General features: G+C 44.2%; 29 protein-coding genes and 1 pseudogene. 29 read left to right on the top strand and 1 reads right to left on the bottom strand.

From position 1 onward, the window contains the following. Nucleotides 1–146: 146 nt before the first annotated feature. From LCY76_RS13120 to rpsA, 10 genes and pseudogenes are all read left to right on the top strand, one after another. A complete protein-coding gene (locus LCY76_RS13120; protein WP_248253014.1) occupies nt 147–1,127 on the top strand; it encodes a YpdA family putative bacillithiol disulfide reductase in 981 nt (326 codons plus the stop codon). Between the two features lie 93 nt (nt 1,128–1,220). Then, nucleotides 1,221–2,185 (top strand): annotated as a pseudogene (locus LCY76_RS13115) (asparaginase). A gap of 97 nt (nt 2,186–2,282) precedes the next feature. Then, nucleotides 2,283–2,963, top strand: a complete 681-nt coding sequence (gene prsW, locus LCY76_RS13110; RefSeq protein ID WP_248253013.1) for a glutamic-type intramembrane protease PrsW — start codon at nt 2,283–2,285, stop codon at nt 2,961–2,963. Between the two features lie 308 nt (nt 2,964–3,271). Continuing rightward, the gene (gene sleB / locus LCY76_RS13105) at nt 3,272–4,153 is read left to right on the top strand and encodes a spore cortex-lytic enzyme (protein ID WP_419714946.1); all 882 of its coding nucleotides are present in this window, start codon (nt 3,272–3,274) and stop codon (nt 4,151–4,153) included. Between the two features lie 14 nt (nt 4,154–4,167). Next, complete coding sequence (gene ypeB / locus LCY76_RS13100) at nt 4,168–5,517, top strand: germination protein YpeB (RefSeq protein WP_248253012.1); 1,350 nt, start codon at nt 4,168–4,170, stop codon at nt 5,515–5,517. Nucleotides 5,518–5,623: 106 nt separating this feature from the next. Beyond that, nucleotides 5,624–6,286: a flagellar brake protein gene (locus LCY76_RS13095; RefSeq protein WP_248253011.1), complete on the top strand. Its 663-nt coding sequence runs from the start codon at nt 5,624–5,626 to the stop codon at nt 6,284–6,286. A 50-nt stretch (nt 6,287–6,336) separates the two neighbouring features. Further along, nucleotides 6,337–6,513, top strand: coding sequence for a DUF5359 family protein (locus LCY76_RS13090; RefSeq protein ID WP_248253010.1), 177 nt, complete (start codon nt 6,337–6,339; stop codon nt 6,511–6,513). Nucleotides 6,514–6,704: 191 nt separating this feature from the next. Then, nucleotides 6,705–7,379, top strand: a complete 675-nt coding sequence (cmk, locus tag LCY76_RS13085) for a (d)CMP kinase (protein WP_248253009.1) — start codon at nt 6,705–6,707, stop codon at nt 7,377–7,379. 1 nt (nt 7,380) lies between these two features. Next, a complete protein-coding gene (locus LCY76_RS13080; protein ID WP_062235338.1) occupies nt 7,381–7,965 on the top strand; it encodes a lysophospholipid acyltransferase family protein in 585 nt (194 codons plus the stop codon). A 74-nt stretch (nt 7,966–8,039) separates the two neighbouring features. Beyond that, a complete protein-coding gene (rpsA, locus tag LCY76_RS13075; protein ID WP_248253008.1) occupies nt 8,040–9,185 on the top strand; it encodes a 30S ribosomal protein S1 in 1,146 nt (381 codons plus the stop codon). Between the two features lie 42 nt (nt 9,186–9,227). Here rpsA and LCY76_RS13070 read toward each other — a convergent pair whose 3' ends face one another. Beyond that, entirely contained in the window at nt 9,228–9,368 is a 141-nt protein-coding gene (locus LCY76_RS13070) for a YpzI family protein (RefSeq protein ID WP_082316214.1), read from the bottom strand. An 88-nt stretch (nt 9,369–9,456) separates the two neighbouring features. On the opposite strand from LCY76_RS13070, the gene LCY76_RS13065 reads away from it, so the two are divergent. From LCY76_RS13065 to LCY76_RS12975, 19 genes are all read left to right on the top strand, one after another. After that, nucleotides 9,457–10,065, top strand: a complete 609-nt coding sequence (locus LCY76_RS13065) for a YphA family membrane protein (protein WP_248253007.1) — start codon at nt 9,457–9,459, stop codon at nt 10,063–10,065. A gap of 125 nt (nt 10,066–10,190) precedes the next feature. Beyond that, a complete protein-coding gene (gene der, locus LCY76_RS13060) occupies nt 10,191–11,504 on the top strand; it encodes a ribosome biogenesis GTPase Der (RefSeq protein ID WP_053358041.1) in 1,314 nt (437 codons plus the stop codon). 9 nt (nt 11,505–11,513) lie between these two features. Next, nucleotides 11,514–12,101 carry a glycerol-3-phosphate 1-O-acyltransferase PlsY gene (gene plsY, locus LCY76_RS13055; protein ID WP_248253006.1) on the top strand — a complete coding sequence of 196 codons (588 nt, stop codon included), beginning with the start codon at nt 11,514–11,516 and terminating at the stop codon, nt 12,099–12,101. A gap of 18 nt (nt 12,102–12,119) precedes the next feature. Continuing rightward, the gene (locus tag LCY76_RS13050) at nt 12,120–13,163 is read left to right on the top strand and encodes an NAD(P)H-dependent glycerol-3-phosphate dehydrogenase (protein WP_248253005.1); all 1,044 of its coding nucleotides are present in this window, start codon (nt 12,120–12,122) and stop codon (nt 13,161–13,163) included. Nucleotides 13,164–13,252: 89 nt separating this feature from the next. Continuing rightward, nucleotides 13,253–13,513 carry a stage VI sporulation protein F gene (locus tag LCY76_RS13045; RefSeq protein ID WP_248253004.1) on the top strand — a complete coding sequence of 87 codons (261 nt, stop codon included), beginning with the start codon at nt 13,253–13,255 and terminating at the stop codon, nt 13,511–13,513. Between the two features lie 205 nt (nt 13,514–13,718). Beyond that, nucleotides 13,719–13,919 carry a DUF2768 domain-containing protein gene (locus LCY76_RS13040; RefSeq protein WP_248253003.1) on the top strand — a complete coding sequence of 67 codons (201 nt, stop codon included), beginning with the start codon at nt 13,719–13,721 and terminating at the stop codon, nt 13,917–13,919. A gap of 13 nt (nt 13,920–13,932) precedes the next feature. Beyond that, nucleotides 13,933–14,649 carry a hypothetical protein gene (locus tag LCY76_RS13035; RefSeq protein ID WP_248253002.1) on the top strand — a complete coding sequence of 239 codons (717 nt, stop codon included), beginning with the start codon at nt 13,933–13,935 and terminating at the stop codon, nt 14,647–14,649. 294 nt (nt 14,650–14,943) lie between these two features. Then, complete coding sequence (gene spoIVA / locus LCY76_RS13030) at nt 14,944–16,422, top strand: stage IV sporulation protein A (protein ID WP_248253001.1); 1,479 nt, start codon at nt 14,944–14,946, stop codon at nt 16,420–16,422. A 242-nt stretch (nt 16,423–16,664) separates the two neighbouring features. Then, the gene (locus LCY76_RS13025; protein WP_248253000.1) at nt 16,665–16,937 is read left to right on the top strand and encodes an HU family DNA-binding protein; all 273 of its coding nucleotides are present in this window, start codon (nt 16,665–16,667) and stop codon (nt 16,935–16,937) included. A gap of 189 nt (nt 16,938–17,126) precedes the next feature. Beyond that, nucleotides 17,127–17,693 carry a GTP cyclohydrolase I FolE gene (folE, locus tag LCY76_RS13020; protein WP_091004878.1) on the top strand — a complete coding sequence of 189 codons (567 nt, stop codon included), beginning with the start codon at nt 17,127–17,129 and terminating at the stop codon, nt 17,691–17,693. Between the two features lie 24 nt (nt 17,694–17,717). Continuing rightward, nucleotides 17,718–17,951: a trp RNA-binding attenuation protein MtrB gene (gene mtrB, locus LCY76_RS13015; protein ID WP_053358050.1), complete on the top strand. Its 234-nt coding sequence runs from the start codon at nt 17,718–17,720 to the stop codon at nt 17,949–17,951. A 127-nt stretch (nt 17,952–18,078) separates the two neighbouring features. Continuing rightward, nucleotides 18,079–18,786: a heptaprenyl diphosphate synthase component 1 gene (locus LCY76_RS13010; protein ID WP_248252999.1), complete on the top strand. Its 708-nt coding sequence runs from the start codon at nt 18,079–18,081 to the stop codon at nt 18,784–18,786. 3 nt (nt 18,787–18,789) lie between these two features. Continuing rightward, the gene (locus LCY76_RS13005) at nt 18,790–19,497 is read left to right on the top strand and encodes a demethylmenaquinone methyltransferase (protein WP_248252998.1); all 708 of its coding nucleotides are present in this window, start codon (nt 18,790–18,792) and stop codon (nt 19,495–19,497) included. A gap of 15 nt (nt 19,498–19,512) precedes the next feature. Then, nucleotides 19,513–20,376: a UbiA-like polyprenyltransferase gene (locus tag LCY76_RS13000; protein ID WP_248252997.1), complete on the top strand. Its 864-nt coding sequence runs from the start codon at nt 19,513–19,515 to the stop codon at nt 20,374–20,376. After that, on the top strand, nt 20,373–20,963 hold the full coding sequence (locus LCY76_RS12995; RefSeq protein ID WP_062235368.1) for a UbiX family flavin prenyltransferase: 591 nt from the start codon (nt 20,373–20,375) through the stop codon (nt 20,961–20,963). Before LCY76_RS13000 ends, LCY76_RS12995 begins: the two co-directional genes overlap by 4 nt. Beyond that, nucleotides 20,963–21,811 (top strand): menaquinone biosynthesis protein, encoded by an 849-nt coding sequence (locus LCY76_RS12990; RefSeq protein WP_248252996.1) that lies wholly within the window; start codon nt 20,963–20,965, stop codon nt 21,809–21,811. Before LCY76_RS12995 ends, LCY76_RS12990 begins: the two co-directional genes overlap by 1 nt. Before the next feature lie 9 nt (nt 21,812–21,820). Then, nucleotides 21,821–22,786, top strand: coding sequence for a heptaprenyl diphosphate synthase component II (gene hepT / locus LCY76_RS12985; RefSeq protein ID WP_248252995.1), 966 nt, complete (start codon nt 21,821–21,823; stop codon nt 22,784–22,786). A gap of 98 nt (nt 22,787–22,884) precedes the next feature. Then, complete coding sequence (ndk, locus tag LCY76_RS12980) at nt 22,885–23,328, top strand: nucleoside-diphosphate kinase (RefSeq protein WP_053358056.1); 444 nt, start codon at nt 22,885–22,887, stop codon at nt 23,326–23,328. A 119-nt stretch (nt 23,329–23,447) separates the two neighbouring features. Further along, the gene (locus LCY76_RS12975) at nt 23,448–24,227 is read left to right on the top strand and encodes a CheR family methyltransferase (RefSeq protein ID WP_248252994.1); all 780 of its coding nucleotides are present in this window, start codon (nt 23,448–23,450) and stop codon (nt 24,225–24,227) included. Nucleotides 24,228–24,256 lie beyond the last annotated feature (29 nt).

Raw genomic sequence — 24,256 nt, 5'->3', positions numbered from 1 at the left:
TTGCAAATGCCAGAAGAATCCCCTATCATTAATTGATAGGGGATTTTTATGGTTTAAGGGATAAATCATTTTTATTAATGAAAGGCTATGTGTGAGCCTATATAAAAAGAGCAAGCTATAGATTTGTGAACCAGGAGAGTGGAGAAATGAAGTACGATGTTTGTATTATTGGCGGGGGGCCGTGCGGCTTATCCGCAGCCATCGCTGTGAAGGAAAAAGGGCTTTCCTATGTGGTGATCGAGAAGGGGAATATCGTGGAGTCAATCTATAACTACCCGACTCACCAAACGTTTTTCAGCACTAGTGAAAAGCTTGAAATTGGTGGTGTACCTTTTGTCAATGAGGAAAGAAAACCGAGAAGAATCCACGCACTGACTTACTATCGCGAGGTGGCCAAACGGAAAGAACTGAACATCCGCACGTTTGAGAAAGTAACTGCTGTACAAAAAGGGGACAGTACAACATATCATGTCCAGACAGAAACGGCTAAAGGTGACTCCAATGAATACGAGGCGAAAGCTGTTATAATTGCGACAGGATACTATGATAATCCGACCTATATGAACATACAAGGTGAGCAGCAGCAGCATGTTTTTCATTATTTTAAGGAAGGTCATCCTTATTATGATAAAGATGTGACGGTGATCGGCGGAAAAAACTCTGCGGTCGATACAGCGCTTGAACTTCAAAAAGCCGGTGCGAGGGTGACAGTTCTCTACCGGGGTGAAGATTATTCCAAGAGTGTAAAACCATGGGTATTGCCTGAGTTTGTAGCGCATGTAAACAGTGGCAAGATCGCCATGCACTTTCAGTCGAACGTTCTTGAAATCGGCAAAAATACAGTAACCTTTGATAAAAACGGAAAAAAAGAAACGGTTAAGGCAGATTTTGTGTTTGCTATGACAGGATATCATCCGGATCACGGGTTCCTTGAAAAAATCGGTATCCATATTGACCATGAAACGGGCCGGCCCGCCCACAATCCTGAGACGATGGAAACGAATGTGGAAAATGTGTTCATCTGCGGTGTCATTGCTGCAGGCAACAATGCTAATGAGATCTTTATTGAGAATGGAAGGTTCCATGGCGGACTGATCGCCGATACGTTATCGGCATCTCATCAATAAAACAGGGGCTGCATTTTTATTAATGTAAGCCGCTTAATTGGTGGGTTCTTGCGGTGAAGAGCTTGTGTTATGATACTTAAGAGGTGTTTACATATGAAAAAAGTAGCGTTGATAACTACTGGCGGAACCATTGCCAGCAAGCCGAATGAAACGTCAGGACTTCTATCTTCAGGCGCTCTGACGGGGAAGAGCTGGCGGCAATGATTGAGCTGCCAAACGATATTGAAGTTAGTATTTTTTCACTGTTTCAGGTCCCGAGTATGCACATGACGTTTGAACATCTTAACGTGCTTAAGGAAGCCATTGAAAACCTTTTTAGGGATTCAGGTTATGATGGTGTAGTCATTACTCATGGAACAGACAGTATTGAAGAAACCGCTTATTTTCTTGATCTGACCATCGCAGATCCGAGGACAGTAGTCGTTACGGGTTCACAACGTTCACCCGGAGAAATCGGCAGTGACTCTTATACGAATATGAGGCACGCCATCTATACTGCATGTGACCCTGATTTAATAGGTTCTGGAACAGTAGTTGTATTTAATGAGAGAATTTTTACGGCCAGGTATGTAAAAAAAGTTCATGCTTCCAACCTGCAGGGCTTTAATTCTTTTGGTTTTGGATACTTAGGAATTATCGATAACGATAAGGTCGTAGCCTACCAAAAGCCGATCGGAAGGGAATATTATACTGTAGAAAAAGCAGTGCCTCCCGTTGATATCATCAAATGTTATATTGGCGCAGACGGCAAATTTATTAAAGCGGCCATCGAAAGCGGCGTTCAGGGCATTGTTCTAGAAGGAGCAGGCAGAGGGCAGGTAGCTCCGCTGATGATGAATTCCATTATTGAAGCAGTTGATGCTGGGATAAAGGTCGTCATTACGACCAGTTCTGAGGAGGGCCAAGTATATCCGACTTATGATTATCTTGGAAGTACGTATGATCTTGCTGAACACGGGGTTATCCTTGGAAAAGACTATGACAGCAAGAAAGCAAGGATTCGTCTGGCTGTGCTCCTGGCTGCCGGTGAGGGAGATCGCATCCAAAATATTTTCTAGGAAGATGTTACAATTTTTTCATAAACATCAGCTAACGGTTTCCATTCTGGGTGTTCCATGATACCATTGTAAAAAAACAGCTGAAAAGAGGGCTGCTATGTTAGGAATTGTTTCGGCAGGGGTCGCTCCTGCTGTCGCCCTGCTTGCTTTCTTTTATTTAAAAGATAAATATGAAACCGAGCCTGTTTCTATGGTCATTCGATTATATATTTTTGGAGCTTTGCTTGTTTTTCCGATCATGGTCATCCAATTTGGATTTAAAGAGGAAATGATGGTTTCTTCTTTTACAGAAGGCTTTTTTCTTTCTGCTCTGCTCGAAGAGTTTCTGAAGTGGTTTCTTGTTTTCTATTGCGCTTATCAGCATGCCGAATTCAATGAGCCTTATGACGGTATCGTTTATGCCGTGGCCTTATCCCTTGGGTTCGCTTCAATGGAGAACATTTTTTACCTGTACGTGCATGGGGTTAACGAAGCGATGGGCAGAGCTTTAATGCCGGTTTCCAGCCATGCGCTTTTCGGAGTCATCAGTGGTTATTACTTTGGAAAGGCCAAGTTTTCATCCGGTTCCCGGAAAAAGGTGTTTTTAAGTCTTTCGATCATAATTCCGTTCGGACTGCATGGAATCTATAACTGGATTCTGCTTGTTTTTGAAAAAGACTTTCTCATCGCCATGCTGCCTTTCATGCTGTTCTTATGGTGGCTGGGACTAAAAAAAGTGAAGCTCGCAAATGCCCATAAAACAGCCTGGCTGACACGGCATAAAAATGTAGGATCCTAACCCGGAGATGAAATTCTCCGGGTTTTTTCTATGTCTCATTCTTGTCTAGCTACAGTGCCGAAGGACGAAATAGCGATGTCGTCATAGGTCCTCGGAGAACGAAAATAGAGTACTGTTTTCGTCTTTGGTCACTTCGCTCATACACCTCAACACAAAAAGCGTGTTAAGGTGTATGACCTCCAGCGCTTGTCGGACCTAAGCAGGACGCTTGCGCTTTTCTTGTACAATACATTGCATAAAATGCTGAGATTTACAAAAGCTACTTTTATCATACAAAGCTGAGAATATTTCACAGGAGGCACTTTCTCATGAAAAAACCAATGCGTTACATAAAACGTACGCTGTTTTTTTTAGTTGCTATGTCATGTATTATGGCCGGATACACTCCGGAGACCACTCATGCCTTTACGCCCCAAGTCATCCAAAAAGGTGCCACGGGTGAAGACGTAGTGGAGCTGCAGTCAAGGCTGCAATATATCGGATATTACAATGGCCCCATAGATGGTGTCTTCAGCTGGAGAACCTATTGGGCTCTGCGTAATTTCCAGTATGAGAACGGGTTAAAGATTGATGGGCTCGCTGGGTTTACAACAAAGAAGAAGCTGGCGGACCAGACAAAATTCAATTATGGATGGGTTCATAAGCAGATCCGCAAAGGCAATAAGTTTACCACTTATGGCGGCGTTCCAAAAGAAAAGCAAGTCAAACAGGGAGGCGGGAAGAAGGCAGCCCAGCCTGCAAGACCAGGGAAAAAAGCTGCAGCGGCAAAGCCAGGCAACAAGCCGGCTGCTAAAGTAAGCAAGCCGAGACCAGGCAAAAACATCCCCGATGGCTATTCTCAGAATGATATTAATTTGATAGCAAACGCCGTTTACGGTGAGTCCCGAGGAGAACCTTATATCGGCCAGGTTGCTGTAGCAGCTGTCATTATCAACCGGGTGGAAAGTCCGGAGTTTCCTAATACCGTATCAGGCGTCATTTTTGAACCAGGTGCGTTCACAGCCGTTGCAGACGGACAGATTTACCTGACGCCGAATCAGAAAGCGAAAAAAGCTGTGATGGATGCTCTGAACGGATGGGATCCGACAGGAGAAGCGCTTTATTATTTCAATCCTGATACAGCGACATCCGGATGGATCTGGACAAGGCCTCAAATCAAAAAAATTGGTAAGCACATCTATACCAAATAACGGAGGTGATTTCATTGATACGAACAGTATTAATTGCTCTTTTAGTATTAGCCATAGCGGGTACAGGGTATTGGGGATACAGTGAACACCAGCAAAAGAACGCTATCCTCATTCAGGCGGAAAATAACTATCAGCGTGCATTCCATGACTTAAACTTTAATGTAGATGCTCTGCATGACAAAATTGGGGAAACATTGGCCATGAACTCCAAGCGCCAGCTTTCACCGACACTGGCACAAGTGTGGAGGCTTACGTCAGAAGCCCATAACAATGTGGGCCAGCTGCCGCTGTCGCTGCTTCCATTTAATAAGACGGAAGGTTTTTTAACCAAGATGGGGGATTTCAGTTATCGTGTCTCACTGAGAGATCTTGAAAAGAAGCCGCTCTCGGATAAAGAACATGCCACACTCAAAAAATTGTATGCAAACTCTTCAGAAATACAGAATGAACTTCGCAGGACCGAAGCACTGGCTTCAAAAAACAACCTTCGCTGGATGGATGTTGAAATGGCGCTCGCTAACAATAAACACCCGGAGGACAATACGATTATCGATGGTTTTAAGACCGTAGACAAATCTTCAGAAGGTTATTCTCAGACGGATTTTGGTCCTGAAGTTTCGAATATGCATAATGCGAAAAAGCGAAATGTATCAAAGCTTGAAGGAAAGAACATCACGAAACAGGAGGCGAAAAAGCTCGCGATCAAGTTCTTCCAGCTCAAGAAAAATGTAAGGATTAACGTAAAGGAAACGGGAAAGGGCTCGCAATATAAAGCATATTCCATCACGATGTACAATCCTGACACAAAAGCCACAACCTACATGGATGTGACGAAAAAAGGCGGTTATCCTTTATGGGTGCTGCAAGACAGGAAAGTAGCGGCCCAGAAGATCAGCTTGAACGATGCACAGAAGGAAGCCATTTCGTTCCTTACTCTTCATATGAAAAGTAAGATGGAGGTCGTATCAGCCAACCAGTATGATAACATCGCTGTCTTCACTTTCGTAAGTGTTCAGGATGGCGTAAGGATTTATCCGGACAGCATTTCCATTAAAGTTGCTCTGGACAATGGAGATATAATGGGGTACCAGGGAACCGATTTCTTGACTTCCCATCACGACCGGACCATTCCTCCTGCAAAAATCAATGAAAAACAGGCAAGAACGAAGCTTAACCCGAAATTCAAGGTCATGGAAAAACACATGGCGATCATCAAGAATGATGTGCAGCAGGAAGTTTACTGTTATGAGTTCTTAGGTCTTCTCGGTGACGAAACATATGTAATCTACATCAGTGCACTAAACGGAGACGAAGAACAGGTTAAGAAATTGAAAGAAGGAGAACCGGATTACAGCTCCATGTAAGATAGTAAAAGGAAAGCGCCAACGCTTTCCTTTTTTTAATGGTCTTGTACTTTCTGGGAAATATGGCATAATTAATGGTAAAATAGTCTTATAATGGGGGATTTGGTTGTTTGCTATAGGAGACACTCTATTTTTAGAGCCGGCAGTATCGGATCACGGTACGCGCTACAAATGTAAAGTGATGGAACTGTCGGATGAACAGATCTATATTGATTATCCGTTCAATGAAAAAACAGGGAAAATGGAATTTTTCATGAATGGAACAGCATTCAAAGCAACAATTTATCATGATGATCAAAATGTATATATGTTTCATACTGAACTATGCGGACGCAAGATCGACAGGATTCCGCTCTTGGCCATCCATTATCCGGTTGAAAATTCGCTGGTAAAGCTGCAGCGGAGGCAATTTATCAGAATCGAGACCATGCTGGATCTTGCGGTTCATCCATTAGAGGAACCCTCTTCTTTTGCTCCCTTCACTTCTGTCACTTCAGATATCAGTGCGGGAGGGCTAAGAATTGTTTTGCAGGAAGGGCATCCTTTACAGGAAGGGATGCAGGTTTTATGCGGTGTGGTTCTTCCTATGCAGACAGGCGCTATCCATTATCTGAAGGCAGAATGCAGAGTGCTGCGGATCCTGCATGACGGAGAGAGAGAAAAGGCATCTGTCCATTTTGAAAATCTGGGGGAAGCCGCACAGCAAAACCTTGTCCGCTATTGTTTTGAACAGCAGCTTGCTGAGAAAAAGAAGCTTTTAAACGAATAGAACCTTTCCGGCTTGGATATATTATTTTCATGTATCGGAGGCTGATCGGCTTGAAAAAAATTGAAGGTTTTCTCATAAAGCTGGCCATTATCCATTTTGCATTCCTGATCCTTTCACAATGGATACTGACTCATGACACTTGGAAACGGAACGTAAACAAAAGTATTTATTATGAAGGCGTCATTAAAGGAAAGAACCCAGGCACTATGGAAACCATAGACCGCTAGTTGCGTTTATGGTATAGTTAATGGCGAAAAGTTGCCTATGAATAGTTAAGAAATGCAGAAGCGCTGGAGCTAGACCATACCCTTGTAAGCGGAGTAGAATAGTATAATTTCTTAACTATAAAAAGCAGGGTGTATACCTGCTTTTATTCGTATGGTTTCAAAAAAAGATTTTTGTGTATGCAGGAGGAAACATGAACAAGAAATTAAAGATCGCTATTGACGGCCCAGCAGGAGCGGGCAAAAGTACAGTTGCAAAATTGGTCGCGGACAAGCTTTCCTATATATACATAGACACGGGTGCGATGTACCGGGCATTAACCTACAAAGCCCTGTCTTCCAATTCTGATCTGCATAACGGCAGCATGCTGCAATCTCTTCTAAAAGAAACGAACATAGAATTAGAGATTACAGGAGACGGCCAGGCTGTCATCCTAGATGGAAGGGATGTCTCCAAAGAAATTAGAAGCTCGGAAGTGACGAACAACGTTTCCTTTGTCGCTACTCCGCAAGAGGTCAGAGAAGAGATGGTCAGGCGGCAGCAGGAACTTGCAAGCGAAGGCGGAGTAGTAATGGACGGCCGTGACATCGGCACCCATGTTATGCCTGATGCTGAATTGAAGGTATTTTTGATCGCATCTGTAGAAGAGCGTGCGAAACGAAGATATGATGAAAATACAAGCAAAGGGCATGAAACCGATCTTGAGAAACTGAAAGAAGAGATCAGCCTCCGCGATAAACGCGATTCAGAACGCGAGTTTGCTCCGTTAAAAAAAGCGGATGACGCGATTGAGCTTGACACCACATCAATGTCCATTCAAGATGTTGTTAATGAAATCCTTCATTTGGTGAGTGAAAGGGCTGGATAAAGTGAACCTTTACAAATTCGGTAAAGCGGTGTGCGGTGCTTTTTTGAAAAGCATGTACAAAATTGATATTCAAGGGCTTGAAAATGTACCTGCCGATGGCGGAATTCTTCTTTGCAGCAACCATATTAATAATTTTGATCCTCCGCTAGTCGGAGTGGCCGCACCACGAGATGTTCATTTTATGGCCAAAGCTGAACTGTTCAGTATGCCAGTCTTAAAGACAATCCTTCCAAAAATCAATGCGTTTCCTGTAAAGCGGGGAATGAGCGACAAACAGGCATTAAGGAATGGATTGAGCATACTGAAAGAGGGAAAAGTACTCGGGTTATTTCCTGAGGGCACGAGGAGCAAAACAGGCCAATTAGGCCAGGGGCTTGCAGGCGCGGGTTTTTTCGCTCTCAAATCAGAAGCAGCTGTCGTGCCGTGTGCCATTAAAGGCGAGTATAAACGCGGCAAAAAAATCACCATTATTTTCGGGAAGCCGATTGATTTTACAGAAATGAGAGAGCAAAAAGCTTCCGCAAAAGATGCAACAAACCTTATAATGTTAAATATAGAAAAGCTTCTTATGGATTCTGTATCGTAAAAGGAATACTGTATACTTCCTTCATATTGAAGGTTGAAATATATACTTATACGAAATTGAGGAGGCATTGTTGTATGGCTGATGAGTTGAACACAAGTTTAGAAGAGACAAAAGTGCTCGAAGTTGGAGATGTAGTTGAAGGGACTGTCTTAAAGGTTGAAGATAAGCTGGCCATTATAGATGTGGGCTACAAGCAGGATGCTGTATTGCCTGTGAATGAAATCTCCAATGTTTTCGTAGAAAAAGCATCAGATTTTCTAAAAGAAGGAGATAAAGTGGCGGTAAAAGTCACATCTCTTACTGAAGAACAGCTCACCGTTTCCAAAAAAGCGGTCGACACTGTCATGTCCTGGGAAGAACTGAAACAAAAGTTTGATCAGAATGAAACATTTGAAGTAACGGTTCATGAAGTTGTAAAAGGAGGACTCGTCGTCGATCTTGGCGTACGCGGTTTCATCCCCGCATCCATGGTCGAAAAAAGGTTCATTGAAGACTTCAGTGATTACAAAAACCGAGCTCTGACGGTTAAAATTATGGAGCTCGATGAAGAGAAAAACCGCGTCATTCTTTCCCATCGCGCCGTCGAGGAAGAGCTGGAATCACAGCGGAAACAAGAGCTCCTGAACAATTTGGATTCCGGCCAAGTGCTTGATGGCACTGTACAGCGTTTAACCGATTTCGGTGCGTTTGTTGACATCGGCGGTCTTGACGGCCTCGTTCACATTTCTCAGCTTTCCCATAAACGGGTGGATAATCCATCTGAAGTCGTCTCAGAAGGAGATGCTGTCAAAGTTAAGGTCCTTTCCGTTGACAGGGATAATGAACGTGTTTCCCTCTCCATTAAAGAGACCCAGCCGGGACCTTGGGAGAGCCTTGAATCTGGTCTTGCACCAGGCAAGGTGATCCAGGGTACGGTTAAACGCCTTGTTTCCTTCGGTGCGTTTGTTGAAATCGCACAAGGTGTTGAAGGGCTTGTACACATCTCAGAGATCAGCAGCCGCCACATTGGAAGTCCTGGAGAAGTGCTTTCTGAAGGTGAGAAGGTTAATGTAAAAGTGTTGGATATTGACCGGAAAGAAAAAAGAATTTCCCTCAGTATCCGTGCTGCACAGGAAGCGAAAGAACAGCAGAACATCCGTGAAAACTTCCCGAAAGAAGAAAAAGGCTTCTCGCTCGCCGATATGATCGGTGACCAGCTTAAAGGATTAAAAAAAGATTAAGATAAAAAAAGAACTCCCGCTGCGGAGTTCTTTTCTTTTGTTTCAGCTTTTTTGGTTATTTCTTCTTTTGGCTTCTTCCGGGCCTTCCAGCGATGTAGCTCCAGAATATTTCAGACTCTGGTCACGGTCCGATTCTACTCTGTGTGATTCGCGGAGTTTTTTTTCCTGGCGGTCTTTTCCCATGCTGCTGCCTCCTTTCTGTTTGCTTTTATTATGACTGCATGATTAGGTTTTATTCGATTGAGCCATAATGGGGGTAGAGGAGGAGAGCATGATGGATGGAATTTTCTTTTATTGGTTTGCATGGATTGGATGGGCCTACAGCACGTTTTTAATGAAAGCATCGCCCCAGCGGACGGTCTATTCAGCCTCGCTTCTCATCCTGCTGATCGCGCATGGCTTCGTATTGGACACGGGTTTTGTGAGCATTAATTTTACATTTCTATTTCTGTTTTTAAGCTGTTATTTATGGATTTTTAGATTGCCGTTTAAGATGGTTCTATATTACGTATTTTGTTCTTTTCTGATCGCTCTTTCCTATAATGCCATGCTTCTATTCTCGATGTATGATCCAGTTTGGATGGTTGTACAAGTAAAATGGCTGCTTGCGTGTGCTCTCTTTGTTCTTTCTTTATTATTAATTAAACATCCGCGTTTTCGTCCCTTCGTGCTCGCAGCGGGATATTGCGAAGGGGAGGCTGTCTATCACGTTATTATTAAAAAACTAACGTGGAGCATTGAACTGGGAAGTCTTAATTTCCTTGATGTTGTTTCCTTGTCGGTTGCCCTGTGCTTTGTCTTTGAAGGCGTACAGCAATTCGGACATTTTTTGTCCGCAGAAGCAGGGAAAGGAAAAATGATAAAACGTGTATCAAGGTGAGTCTGCGCTGAATGACGGTTGTGGGTTATACTTTTATCTGCTAAAATAAATTAGCTATTATTGCGGCCCTTCATCGCGGAAGGGTTTTCTTTTTTTGGACTATTAAGTAAAAAGGATGTGTCGACATGCAAAAGCCAGTTTTGGCCATCGTCGGAAGACCAAATGTGGGGAAGTCCACAATATTTAACCGTATTGTCGGAGACCGGGTTTCTATCGTGGAAGATATGCCAGGTGTGACAAGAGACAGAATCTATAGTTCAGCTGAATGGCTGAACCGTGAATTTAATATAATTGATACGGGCGGAATTGAAATCGGAGATGAACCGTTATTGCATCTCATGAGACAGCAAGCTGAGGTCGCTATCGATGAAGCGGATGTTATTGTTTTTCTTGCCGATGGGAAAGAAGGGGTAACCGCCGCAGATGAAGAGGTGGCAAAACTTCTTCATCGCTCAAAGAAACCCATTGTTCTTGGAGTCAACAAAATAGATAATCCTGAACGCAAGGATTTGATCTATGATTTTTATTCCCTTGGAATGGGAGAGCCTTTTCCAGTATCGGGTTCGCACGGTATTGGCCTCGGAGACCTTCTCGATGCGGTATTCAGCCATTTTCCGGAACAGCCTGAGGAAGAGGAAGATGATGAAACGATCCGTTTTTGCCTGATCGGCCGCCCAAATGTTGGTAAATCTTCACTCGTTAATGCGATCTTAGGCAAGGAGCGTGTGATCGTAAGCGATATTGCCGGCACAACAAGAGACGCGATCGATTCAGAATTTACCCGTGAAGGACAGAAATATACGATTATTGATACAGCAGGGATGCGAAAAAGAGGAAAAGTCTATGAGCATACCGAAAAGTATAGTGTTCTTCGTGCTTTAAAAGCCATTGAAAGAGCCGATGTTGTCTGTGTTGTTCTGAATGCGGAAGAAGGAATCATCGAGCAGGATAAAAAAGTGGCAGGCTTTGCCCATGAAGCAGGAAAAGCGGTCATTATCATCGTGAATAAATGGGATGCCGTTGAAAAAGATGATAAAACACTTCGTGAATTTGAACAGAAGATCCGGGATCATTTCCTGTACCTAAGCTATGCTCCTATTCTTTTTGTATCAGCAAAAACAAAACAGAGACTTCATACTCTTTATCCTTTGATCAATCAAGTGGCCGAAAACCATTCCCTTCGTGTTCAGACGAACGTTCTGAACGATGTGATCATGGATGCTGTGGCAATGAATCCTACACCTACGGACAACGGCAAGCGCCTGAAAATCAACTATGCCACTCAGGTAGCCATTAAGCCGCCTACGATTGCTCTTTTTGTCAATGATCCTGAACTTCTTCACTTTTCATACCGCAGGTTCCTTGAAAACAAGGTAAGGGAGACGTTTGGCTTTATTGGTACCCCGATCAGAATCGTTGCCCGCAAAAAAAATGATTAGGTAGACGGCATGCAGATTGTCTTGCTGTTTATCGGTGCTTATTTATTAGGCTCCATCAGTTTCAGTTATATCATCACTAAAGGGCTGAAAAAAGAGGATATACGCAAACTGGGGAGCGGAAATGCAGGAGCCACGAACACGCTGCGGGTTATCGGTGTAGGACCTGCCATCGGCGTGCTTCTGCTGGACGGGCTTAAGGGGATGATCCCTGTGTGGGCTGCAAGTGGCCTCCATTACAATATGACCGCAGCCATCGCTTCGGGAGCGATGGCCATTATCGGGCATAATTGGCCCATCTATTACGGATTTAAAGGAGGTAAAGGGGTAGCGACGACCATTGGTGTTTTTGTTGTAGCTTCGTTCATCCCTTCACTCATATCTGGGATCTTTGTAATTCTTCTCATTGCAGCTACCCGTTATGTTTCTTTAGGTTCCATCGTTTTTATGATTTTGACGCCTGCATTAATGGTTATTTTAAAAACAATACCTTATGATGCGGCGCTATGCGCTTCATTGATCGGTGTTCTCTCCATATGGAGGCACCGCACCAATATCTCTAGACTTTTAAAAGGAAATGAAAGAAAAATAGGGCATTAAGTAAGGAGTGGAGTGGGAATGGAAAAAGTAGCAGTAATCGGTGCCGGCAGCTGGGGTACAGCGCTGGCCCTCGTATTGGCGGATAATGGACACGATGTCCGGTTATGGGGAAGAAGACAAGAACAGATCAACGAAATCAATTCTTTACATACCAATGAAAAATATTTGCCGGGTGTCTCGCTTCCAGAAGAGCTCCGCGGATTTACCGATCTTCATGAAACGGTCTCAGGCGCGGGCATGATCTTGATTGTCGCTCCTACAAAGGCGATAAGAGAAGTGCTTGGCGATCTGGTACCGCACTTGGATCATCCGGTAACGATCGTACATGCCAGCAAAGGAATAGAGCCCGAAACGTATAAGCGTGTATCTGAAATCATTGAAGAAGAAGTACCTGCTGAAGTGCGCAAATCCATTGTTGTGCTTTCAGGGCCAAGCCATGCAGAAGAAGTTTCATTAAGGCAGCCGACCACGGTTACGGTTTCCTCTGCCGATATAGAAGAAGCGGAGTTTGTTCAGGATCTGTTTATTAACCAGAACTTCAGGGTCTACACGAACCCGGATATTGTAGGGGTTGAACTCGGCGGAGCACTGAAGAATATTATCGCGCTTGGAGCCGGTATGTCTGACGGGCTTGGTTATGGAGACAATGCCAAAGCCGCTCTCATCACGCGTGGACTTGCTGAAATCGCCAGGCTTGGAACGAAAATGGGGGCCAACCCGCTGACATTCGCGGGCTTGACAGGAATCGGAGATCTCATCGTTACATGTACGAGTGTCCACAGCAGGAACTGGAGAGCCGGAAACATGCTCGGCAAAGGGGAAGCGCTCGATGCGGTACTTGAAAAAATGGGCATGGTTGTCGAAGGTGTAAGAACAACAAAAGCGGCTTACCAGCTGGCTCAGAATGAGAATGTAGAGATGCCGATCACAAATGTTCTTCATGACGTTCTGTTCGACGGAAAAAATGCGAAAGAAGCTGTGGATGAACTGATGAGAAGAAGCAGGACCCATGAAGTGGAAGACGTCTCTTCTCTTTTATCGAATTTAAATATTACGGAATAATCCATTTGGTTTATCTCTCCGATTTCTTTCACGATTCTTAGACTAACGCATAGGATAATGGTGAATAGGTTGTTGGAGGAGGACGAAAAATGGATCGTAACAATCAATTTTTTGATAAGGTTGAAAAGAAAACAAACGTTAAGAAAGAAGATATCTTTAAACTTGCCCAGACCGTCAGCAATGAAAATCTGCGGGATGAACGCACTCTAAGAAGACTGATTTCCCAGGTAGCCTCCTTGGCCGGTGTCCCTGTTTCCAAACAAAAAGAAGACCAAATTGTCAGTGCTGTAATCAATAACAATGTGCCTCTTGATTTCAACACATTATCTAAAATGTTCGAGAACAAGTAGGGACAACTTTAACGGATAGCCAATCAATCTGCAAATTGGGGTTTTTAGTCATTCGGCAGGCGGTGTATCAGACATCGGCCTGCCTTTTTTTGTTGTAAGAAAGAAGGAATGTCTAGCTACAGCGCTTATCGTACCAAAACTTGAGCGCTTACGCTTTTCTTTTGTTTTATGCTATAATTTACGCTGTATGCAAAGGGGGATACATATGGACGCAGGATTAATGAAAATGTGGGTTGCGCTTTCATCCATCGCATTGATGTTTATTGCGGTTTTTTCTATTATGATCAGCAGATCGAAACTGAAAGGAATCTTTAAATACATACTGGCGGCTATCGCATATATTTGCATGATTACAGCAGGCATCTTTATTGTTCTCGTAGTCTTTAGCGGACCGGCGAAAGGATAGGTACGCCAGAACCATGAAAAAAATCTGTTCTCTCACGTTCTTAGTCTGCCTGCTCTTCAGCCTGACGGGCTGCCTGTATCCAGACAGCCAAAAAAGCGAAAACCGTATACCATACAAGGACCAGATGGCTATGGTTCAGTCTGCAGTGGATGATTACCATAAAGACACGTCTGTGCTTCCGATTAAAAACAAAGACGCCTCCACAGACGTTTATGAAAAGTATCCGATTGATTTTGGAAGGCTGGTTCCAAAATACATGCAGCAGCCTCCCGGCAATTCGTTCGAAAAAGGAGGCACGTTTCAATATGTGCTCATCGATGCGGAAACGAAACCAAAAGTTAGGCTGATTGACCTGGTGACTGTAAACAAAGCTCAGGATCTGGAAACCAGATTGAAGGAATATATTCGAACCCATAAATATCCGCCATATCAAAAGATATTGGCTATTGGCAGGTATACCCTTGATTATAAAAAGATGGGCTACAAAGAGGCACCATACGCAGTAAGCCCTTATTCCGGAAAGAATCTTCCATTTATTGTAGATAATGATTCAAAAGTTCATGTAGATTATTCTATCGATCTCTACCACCTGCTGAAAAAGGGGCAGCATGTAAAAAAAGGAGAAGACATCCGTCCGCTCCTTGTGCAGGACTCATTTTTTGTGCCGGTGCGTTCCGTTCCCTATACCGTAAAGAACGGAGAGCCTGTTTTTTTGGCATCTGATCAATAACTTTATACAACACGAGATAAATAATTGGCATGAACTCTCCTCCTTTTTAATACATTCATAGAAAAGGAGGAGGGTTTTTTATATAAAAACGGACATGGTGATAACCTGGACAGTTTGCACACGGAAGATCACAATTGTTTGTGCTTCTCTCCCGGTCTATAAAACGAACTGAGGTCCATCGCTGATTTTTGTATGAAAAAACTTTCATTCCTTATCATATTTTTGGGACAACATCATATGTATGTAATGTCCAAGAATAGCATCCGGAACTTATTTGGATCGGGAGGGAAATGAATGGAAAAAATCGATATTTTCAAAGATATCGCTGAACGGACAGGAGGAGACATTTATCTCGGAGTAGTCGGTGCTGTTCGTACAGGGAAATCTACCTTTATCAAACGGTTTATGGAGCTGGTCGTGCTGCCGAACATCCAAAATGACGGTGAACGCCAGCGGGCACAGGATGAGCTTCCTCAAAGTGCAGCGGGAAAGACCATCATGACAACGGAACCTAAGTTTGTTCCGAACAATGCGGTCAGAATCCATGTCGGAGAAGGCCTGGATGTTAATGTGAGGCTGGTGGATAGTGTAGGCTATGCAGTGCCGAGCGCAAAAGGCTATGAGGATGAGAACGGGCCAAGAATGATTCATACACCTTGGTATGACGAACCGATTCCTTTCCATGAAGCTGCTGAGATCGGCACAAGAAAAGTCATCCAGGAGCATTCCACTCTCGGAGTTGTTGTCACCACAGACGGTTCGATCGGAGAGATTCCAAGGTACGACTATATCGAATCGGAAGAAAGAGTTATCGATGAATTGAAAGAAGTCGGCAAGCCGTTCATCCTGGTGGTCAACTCCGTGCAGCCGCATCATCCTGATACAGAACAGCTGCGCAAAGAACTGTGCGAGAAATATGATATTCCAGTTCTGGCCATGAGTGTAGAGAGCATGACAGAGCATGATATAAACAATGTTCTCAGAGAAGTACTGTATGAGTTCCCGGTTCTTGAAGTCAATGTGAACCTGCCAAGCTGGGTCATGGTGCTTAGGGAGGAACATTGGCTGCGGGAAAGCTATGAAGAAGCAGTAAGGGAAACAGTGAAGGATATCAAAAGGCTGAGGGATGTCGACCGGGTAGTAGGCAGCTTCAGCGACTTCGAATTTATCGACGACGCACGGCTTGCAGGCATTGAGATGGGTCAGGGGATTGCAGAGATTGACCTGTTTGCTCCAGATGACCTCTATGATCAGATCTTAAAAGAAGTCGTAGGAGTAGAGATCAGGGGCAAAGATCACTTGCTGCAGCTGATGCAAGAATTCGCCTATGCGAAGCAGGAATATGACCAGGTAGCAGATGCACTGAGAATGGTCAAACAAACAGGCTATGGAATAGCTGCTCCAGCCTTGACCGACATGAGCCTCGATGAACCGGAAATCATCCGCCAAGGCTCCAGGTTTGGCGTCAGGCTGAAAGCGGTAGCGCCTTCTATTCATATGATTAAAGTTGATGTGGAATCAGAATTTGCGCCGATCATCGGCACAGAGAAACAGAGCGAAGAACTCGTAAGGTATCTTATGCAGGATTTTGAAGAGGATCCGCTATCCATCTGGAACTCTGATATCTTTGGACGATCGCTGAATTCCATCGTAAGGGAAGGCATTCAGGGCAAAATTTCACTCATGCCGGAGAATGCAAGATACAAGCTGAAGGAAACCCTTGAGCGCATTATAAACGAAGGCTCTGGAGGATTAATCGCTATTATTTTATAATGAGAGGCTCCTTAAATGGAGTCTTTTTTGTTGGAAATAGGCAAAAAGACCCTATAAAAGTCGGCTTTTCGCTATTTTCCGGATAAAAATATTGAATTCTTATGACTTATCGTTTAATATAAGGCTTGTTACGAAAGTATTTAGTAAATCTTGTATAAAACAGGGCCCAGCGCTTTATGATAGTAAGACAGCCGAAAAACAAATGCATAGATAATAGCATTCTTTGAGAGGAGGTGAATGGAATGAACAAGACTGATCTTGTAAATACAGTATCTGAACAAACTCAACTTTCTAAAAAGGATGCCACTAAAGCTGTTGATGCAGTATTCGAGGCGATCGCTGAAACACTTAAAGAAGGTGACAAGGTACAACTTATCGGTTTTGGTAACTTCGAAGTTCGTGAGCGTGCTGCTCGTAAGGGTCGCAACCCGCAAACTGGTGAAGAGATCGAAATCGCAGCAAGCAAAGTGCCTGCTTTCAAACCAGGAAAAGCCCTTAAGGATGCTCTAAAATAATCTTATACATAGGGCAAGCAAGAACCGCATTATGCGGTTCTTTTATTTTTGTGATAAAAGTGTGGAATGAGCTTTCCTTTTTTGCCATTGCTTGTTACATATGCTAGAATCGGTTTTAGAAAAACGTACAGCAAACGTGAAAATGAACCTACATGAAACGTTGCAGGAATGAAAATGGAGGCTACCGCAGTGAAGGAATTCGATCAGGCAAAAATTGAACAGGCAGTTACCATGATCCTTGAGGCCATTGGAGAAGATCCGTCGCGTGAAGGACTTGTTGATACACCGAAAAGAGTGGCGAAAATGTACCAGGAAGTGTTTCAGGGACTGAACCAGGATCCGAAAGAGCACTTTGCTACGATCTTCGGAGAGGATCATGAAGAGCTGGTACTCGTGAAAGACATTCCGTTCTATTCCATGTGTGAACACCATCTTGTTCCTTTCTTTGGAAAAGCGCATATCGGCTATATCCCAAGAGGAGGAAAAGTAACCGGTCTGAGCAAACTCGCAAGAGCTGTTGAGGCAGTCACCCGCAGGCCGCAGCTTCAGGAAAGAATTACATCAGATGTTGCTGATGCGCTCGTAGAGACGCTTGAGCCTCATGGTGTGATCGTCGTTGTCGAGGCTGAGCATATGTGCATGACCATGCGCGGAGTGAAAAAGCCCGGCTCAAAAACCATAACATCTGCAGTTAGAGGGATTTTTGTTAAGGATGCGGCTGCAAGAGCAGAAGTGCTCACGTTTATTCGCGGTTAATTTAAAAGAAACGGAGTGTGCGGCATGAAAACGAACGAAAAAATGAACGAGAATGAGTTTTTTGTGATTAAAGCGAAAGAAAACGGAGTTAACGTGATTGGCTTGACCAGGGGGACTGAGACCAGGTTCCACCATTCAGAGAAGCTTGATAAGGGAGAGGTCATGCTCGCTCAGTTCACTGAGCATACATCTGCGGTTAAAGTAAGAGGCAAGGCGGTCATTTATACACGGCACGGTGAAGTTGACACGGAAGTATAAAGCTTGGCTCGTGCCAAGTTTTCTTTACGCCTGATACATTATGGCGTGAACAATTATTGAATGGCCGGTATGATATAATACATAATAGATAGAGTAAGCTGTATTTGCAGGATGTGGGGGCAGGGACATGAAGATCATCCATGAAATAAATAAGTTAAATGAATATGTTTTACGAACGATGGAACATTCTTTTCTAAAGCAGTATGTCGATGTTCCCCGGATCAATAAGGATAAATGCCTGATTGCCTATTCGCTTCTGAGAGAAAGCGGATATGAAGGCGAGGAATTGCAGGAATATTACGCAGCCGTCATACTCGTCCAGAGTGCGCTCGATATGCATGAATACATTCTGAAGATTCAAAAGGACGAAGTAAAAGAGCGGCAATTGACCGTTCTGGCGGGAGACTATTACAGCAGCCTCTACTATTTTATGCTATCCCTCTGTGAAGATCTTCCGTTAATACGGGTACTCTCACTTGGGATTCAGGATGTAAACGAAAGCAAGATGAAGCTTTTTTACAGCAAACAATCAAAACCTGATGAGATCACAAACGGAATCAAAAGCATGGAGGCTGGTATCCTGACAAGGGTAGCACGCCACTTTGGCAAGGAAGAGTTCATTCCGTTTATCTCTGAGTTCTTGTTTGTTTCTGCTGCTTCTCAATGCCCTGATCCTCTTTTTTCAGATTATCACCATCAGATTAAAAATGATCTGCTGCTAGCACGCCACAAGCTTAAGACACAAAAGCAGCCGGCTACTTTAAAAGCTGTCATGGAAAAGAGAATGAGGGCACTGCTTGAAGCACCTCACTATTTATTGCCGGAGGAAGGATAAGCGATGGAACAATTAAAGGAACAGCGGGTCCATTCGGTCTTTGAAAAAATATCAGGTCAATATGACTTTATGAACAACGTGATAAGCTTTAAGCAGCATACGAGATGGCGCAATGATACGATGAAGCGCATGGCTGTGAAAGAAGGAAGCCATGCGCTCGATGTATGCTGCGGCACAGGGGAATGGAGCATCGCTCTCGCGAAAGCGGTCGGAGCATCCGGGTCGGTAACCGGGCTGGATTTCAGCAAGAACATGCTGGAAGTCGGCAAGAAAAAGCTTTCGGAGCTGAAGTGCCCGAATGTAAAGCTGATCCACGGGAATGCTATGGAGCTGCCTTTTCCCGATAATACATTCGATTATGTGACCATCGGGTTCGGTCTTCGGAACGTTCCAGATTATCTCCAGGTAATCAAAGAGATGCAACGCGTGGTTAAACCGGGAGGCAGGGTGGTCTGTTTGGAAACTTCTCAGACGACCACACCGATCGTAAAGCATGTCTTCCGTTTTTATTTTTCGGTCATCATGCCGTTTCTCGGCAGACTTCTGGCAAAAAGCTATACTGAGTATTCCTGGCTTCAGGAATCTGCCGGAGAATTCCTTGATAGGAATGAATTGAAGGCGTTATTTGAAGAAGCGGGGTTATCCCATGTTACAGTTAAGCCTTATACGTTCGGAACGGCTGCTATGCACATGGGAATTAAACAAACATAGAAAGAGAGATCGCTTGTGTTTAAGAAATTAGCTATCATTCTTGAAATGATAAAGTTTGAACATACTTTATTTGCGCTTCCATTTGCATTTTTGGGGGCGATTCTCGGAAATGTAGTGGAAGAAGGAACTTTTCCGTCCATAACGGAATGGATCTGGATTACACTGGCGATGGTAGGCGCGAGAAGCGCTGCGATGACGCTCAACCGTGTCATCGATGCCAGGATCGACCAAAAAAATCCCAGAACGGCGACGAGGGCTATTCCTGCAAAGTTAATCAGCAAGAAAGAAGCTGTGGTGTTTATTGCCGGTTCTTTTGTTCTGCTGTTTGTCAGTGCTTCACAGCTGAACCTTCTTTCCGTATGGCTTTTGCCTCTGGCTGTATTTTTTCTAGTATTCTATTCCTATACGAAGCGTTTTACATACTTATGCCACGTCATTCTCGGTGCAACGATCGCTCTCGCTCCCCTTGGAGGATGGGTTGGAGCAACGGGAACCCTGTCTGCCGAAGCCTTTCTGCTCTATGCGGGAGTCTTGTTCTGGACGGCAGGATTCGACGTGATCTATGCCACACAGGATGCGGATTATGACAGGAACCACGGCTTGTATTCCATTCCCTCTTATTTTGGGATTCCTAAGGCACTTTTCATCGCACGCTTTTTCCATGTCGTCAGCTTCTCGGCTTTCTTATTTCTCGGCGCGGTCTCATCGTTTGGCTGGGTATACTTTGCCGGCGTGTTTTTATCAGGAGCGATCATGATCTATGAACACTCGATGGTTTCTCCGGAAGATCTGTCGAAGCTGAACGTTGCCTTTTTTACGATGAATGGAATCCTGAGCGTCGTTATGTTTATTTTCTCGTTGGGAGATTTGCTGCTATGAAAAATTTCGCCGTAGGAATTACGGGAGCGAGCGGAGCTGTATATGGAGTGCGCCTTGTTCAGGAGCTGCTGAAGGGCGGTCATAAAGTCCATCTCATGGTCACTGAAGCCGGCTGGCAGGTTTTTCACGAAGAGCTCGGATGGGATACAACAGACCGCGGCAGCATTCTTCAAGAATACTTTATACAGGGGAGCAGCGGCGAACTTCACTATCATACGCTAAGAGACTTTAAAGCTCCGATCGCTTCTGGCTCCTATCAGAACAGCGGCATGATCATCATTCCTTGTTCGATGGGTACACTGTCAGGAATCGCACACGGAGCGTCCGGCAACCTGCTTGAGAGGGCGGCGGATGTGATGCTTAAAGAGGGGCGAAAGCTCGTACTCGTGCCGCGTGAAACACCGCTAAACAGTATTCATCTGGAAAACATGCTTAAAGTATCACAGGCAGGCGGCAAGATCCTGCCTGCGATGCCTGGTTTTTATCAGCTGCCGAAGACCCTTGACGACCTTGTTGATTTCTTGGTCGGCAAAGCGCTGGACAGCCTCGGAGTGCAACATGATTTATTTAAAAGGTGGGGAGAGTAATGACGCTCAATATCGGCGAGATTAAATATACAAACATCCTTCCTCTATTTTTCTATTTGAATAAAAAAGAGATTGAAAATACCGGAGCGGCGTTCATTCCGCAGATACCGGCTGAGCTGAACCGGAGAATGGCCAGGGGGGAAATTGACCTTGGCGGTATTTCTTCCTTTTCTTTTGGTGAAAACAGCCTTCAATACAGTCTTTTCCCTAATTTATCCGTATCGACTTTCGGTAAGGTAGGATCTATTCTATTGTTCTCAAAAACAGCCATTGAAGATCTGGCCGGAAAGAGCATCGCACTTACTTCAAGTTCTGCAACTTCGGTCGTTCTTTTGAAAGTGATCCTTAAAGAATTTTACGGACTTGATCCTGTCTATGAAACGATGGAACCTGACTATGATCAGATGCTGCAGAATCATTCAGCCTGCCTGCTGATCGGGGAGGATGCCATTAAAGCCGACTGGCGGCAGGAGAAAGACATTCATGTGTATGATCTGGGCGAACTGTGGTATAAGCATACAGAGCTTCCGATGACCTATGCCGTCATGGCCGTGCGAAACGACAGCATTAAAAGAGAGCCGGCTCTTCTGGAGAAGCTCTTATTTGAAATGTCAGAGAGCAAACAAAAGACAAAGTCAGACCAATATCATGAGATGATCAGCCATATCCTGCCTGCCCATGGAGGGGAATACTCTTTTTGGGCAAACTATTTTCATGGCATCAATTATGATTTCGGGGAAAGCCATTTGAAAGGGCTGAAGCATTATTTTGAGCTCGCCCATAAGCATTCACTGATTCAGAAGGTTCCCGAATTTACTTTTTTTAACTACTCCTTACAGGGCATTTAGGTGAAAGCTATGAAACTGACTGAACTCTATTCACATGTAAAAAAAGATCTGCTTCAGATTGAATCCGAACTGGAGCAATCGATATCAGCAGACCACCCTATCTTGCAAAAGGCCGGGAGCCAGCTTCTGAAAGCTGGAGGCAAGCGAATCCGGCCGGTTTTCGTACTGCTTTCCGCACACTTCGGCGAATACGATATCCGAAGTGTAAAGAAAGTTGCTGCCGCACTGGAAACGATACATATGGCATCACTCGTCCATGATGATGTGATTGACGATGCCGAGCTGCGAAGAGGGGCAAAGACGGTTAAAGCTGAGTATGACAACAAAGTGGCGATGTATACAGGGGACTTTCTGTTTGCCAAAGCGATCGAGATGATGACCCATGTCAGCCAGATTGTAGCCCATCAAGTCTTGTCCTATTCCATGAAAGAGATGTGTCTTGGTGAGATCCAGCAAATCAAAGAGCAGTTTGATCTGGATCAGAACATAAGACAATACTTGCGGCGCATCAAAAGAAAGACAGCCCTCTTGATCGCTATCAGCTGCCAGCTTGGAGCTATTGCCTCCAATGCTTCTGTTCAGCTGCAAAGACAGCTGTACCGTTTTGGCTATTCCGTTGGCATGGCTTTTCAGATCACGGATGACATTCTGGATTTTACAGCAACCGAAAAAGAATTGGGGAAACCTGCGGGCGGCGACTTGAAGCAGGGAAACATTACCCTTCCTGTTTTTTATGCAATGGACAAGATACCAGAATTAAAAGGCAATATCCAGCGTTATTATCAAACCTGGGATGAGGATGAGTTTTCCGGCATTATTGCACAGATCAATAAAAGCGGATCCATTCAGAAAGCTTCCATGGCTGCCCAATCCTACCTGGCAGATGCATTTGCAGCCGCCGATCAGCTTCCGGCAGGACAGGCAAGAAACAGCATGATCAAGATTGCCAAGTATATTGGTAAGCGCAAATTTTAGCTCATTGCTAAATCGAACTATTTTTGATACTATTTTCTAGGGGTCACAGCTAGCTTACAAGCCCTGAACCAATACATAGAAGATAGGGGAGAACTATTATGGAAAAAACGTTTCTAATGGTAAAACCAGATGGTGTACAGCGCAATTTGATCGGAGAGATTGTTTCAAGATTCGAGAAAAAAGGATTTCAGCTTGCTGGAGCCAAATTGATGACAATCTCACGTGAGCTTGCAGAAAATCACTACGGAGAACATAAAGAGCGTCCGTTCTTTGGCGAGTTGGTAAATTTCATCACTTCTGGCCCAGTTTTCGCTATGGTATGGCAAGGAGATAACGTGATTGCTACTGCTCGTAACATGATGGGAAAAACCAATCCTTCAGAGGCAGCTGCAGGAACTGTTCGCGGAGATTTTGCCGTAAGCGTAAGCAATAACATCATTCACGGTTCTGATTCTCCTGAAAGTGCTGTTCGTGAAATTGGTCTTTTCTTCAAGGAAGAAGAACTTGTCAATTACGAGAAAGCGGTTTCTTCTTGGATTTAATGTAAGCGTTATAAACCAGCCAGCCACGGCTGGTTTTTTTATTTGGCGTGTTTAGCGTTAAGGAATGTTTCTTATTTGCCGATAGTTAGAGTAACGCTATACATAAAGGGGTAAGAAACGTGGATCAAGATTATTCAAATTTTATTAAAGACGTTCAATCCATAACATCTATTGACCTGTCACTGTATAAAGAGGCACAGATGAAGAGGCGCCTTACTGCTTTTCGTGACAAGAAGAGCTTTGAAAGTTTCTCTGTCTTTTCGAAAGCTCTTATGAAAGACCGCCGCTTGCTGGATGAATTACTTGACCGGATGACAATCAATGTTTCGGAGTTTTATCGGAATCCGGAACGATGGATGGTTTTAAAGGATAAGATCATACCAGATCTTTTAAGCAGGACGAACAAACTGAAGATCTGGAGTGCCGCATGTTCAACAGGAGAGGAGCCTTACACCCTTGCTTCGCTTTTGCAGGAAACAGGAAGGAACATCACCTATTCCATTCTGGCGACGGACCTCGATGAGCTTGCGCTGCGAAGGGCAAAGGAGGGCTTATATGCTGAAACATCGATTAAGAACGTGCCTGAGTCAGTCAGGAACAGCAGTTTTCGGCAAGAAGCTGGAGGGTTTGCGGTTATGGAAGCACTAAAAAAACCAATTGTGTTCAAACAGCATAACTTATTGGCAGATGCCTTTGAGAAGAGCTTTGATCTCATTGTTTGCCGTAATGTTATAATTTACTTTACAGAAGAAGCGAAAGAAGCATTGTTTCATAAGTTTTCAGAGTCATTGCGCCCCGGAGGCTATCTGTTCGTGGGCAGCACGGAACAGATCTTTCACCCGGGCCGCTTTAATCTGCAGCCAAGAGAAGCTTTCCTTTATCAGAAACCGCTTGTCTAGTTCAGAAATGCACAGCCCTTTGGGTTGAC

Source organism: Fictibacillus marinisediminis, assembly GCF_023149135.1.
Classification (GTDB): Bacteria; Bacillota; Bacilli; order Bacillales; family Fictibacillaceae; genus Fictibacillus_C; species Fictibacillus_C marinisediminis.
This window is presented reverse-complemented; position numbering and strand designations above follow the sequence as displayed.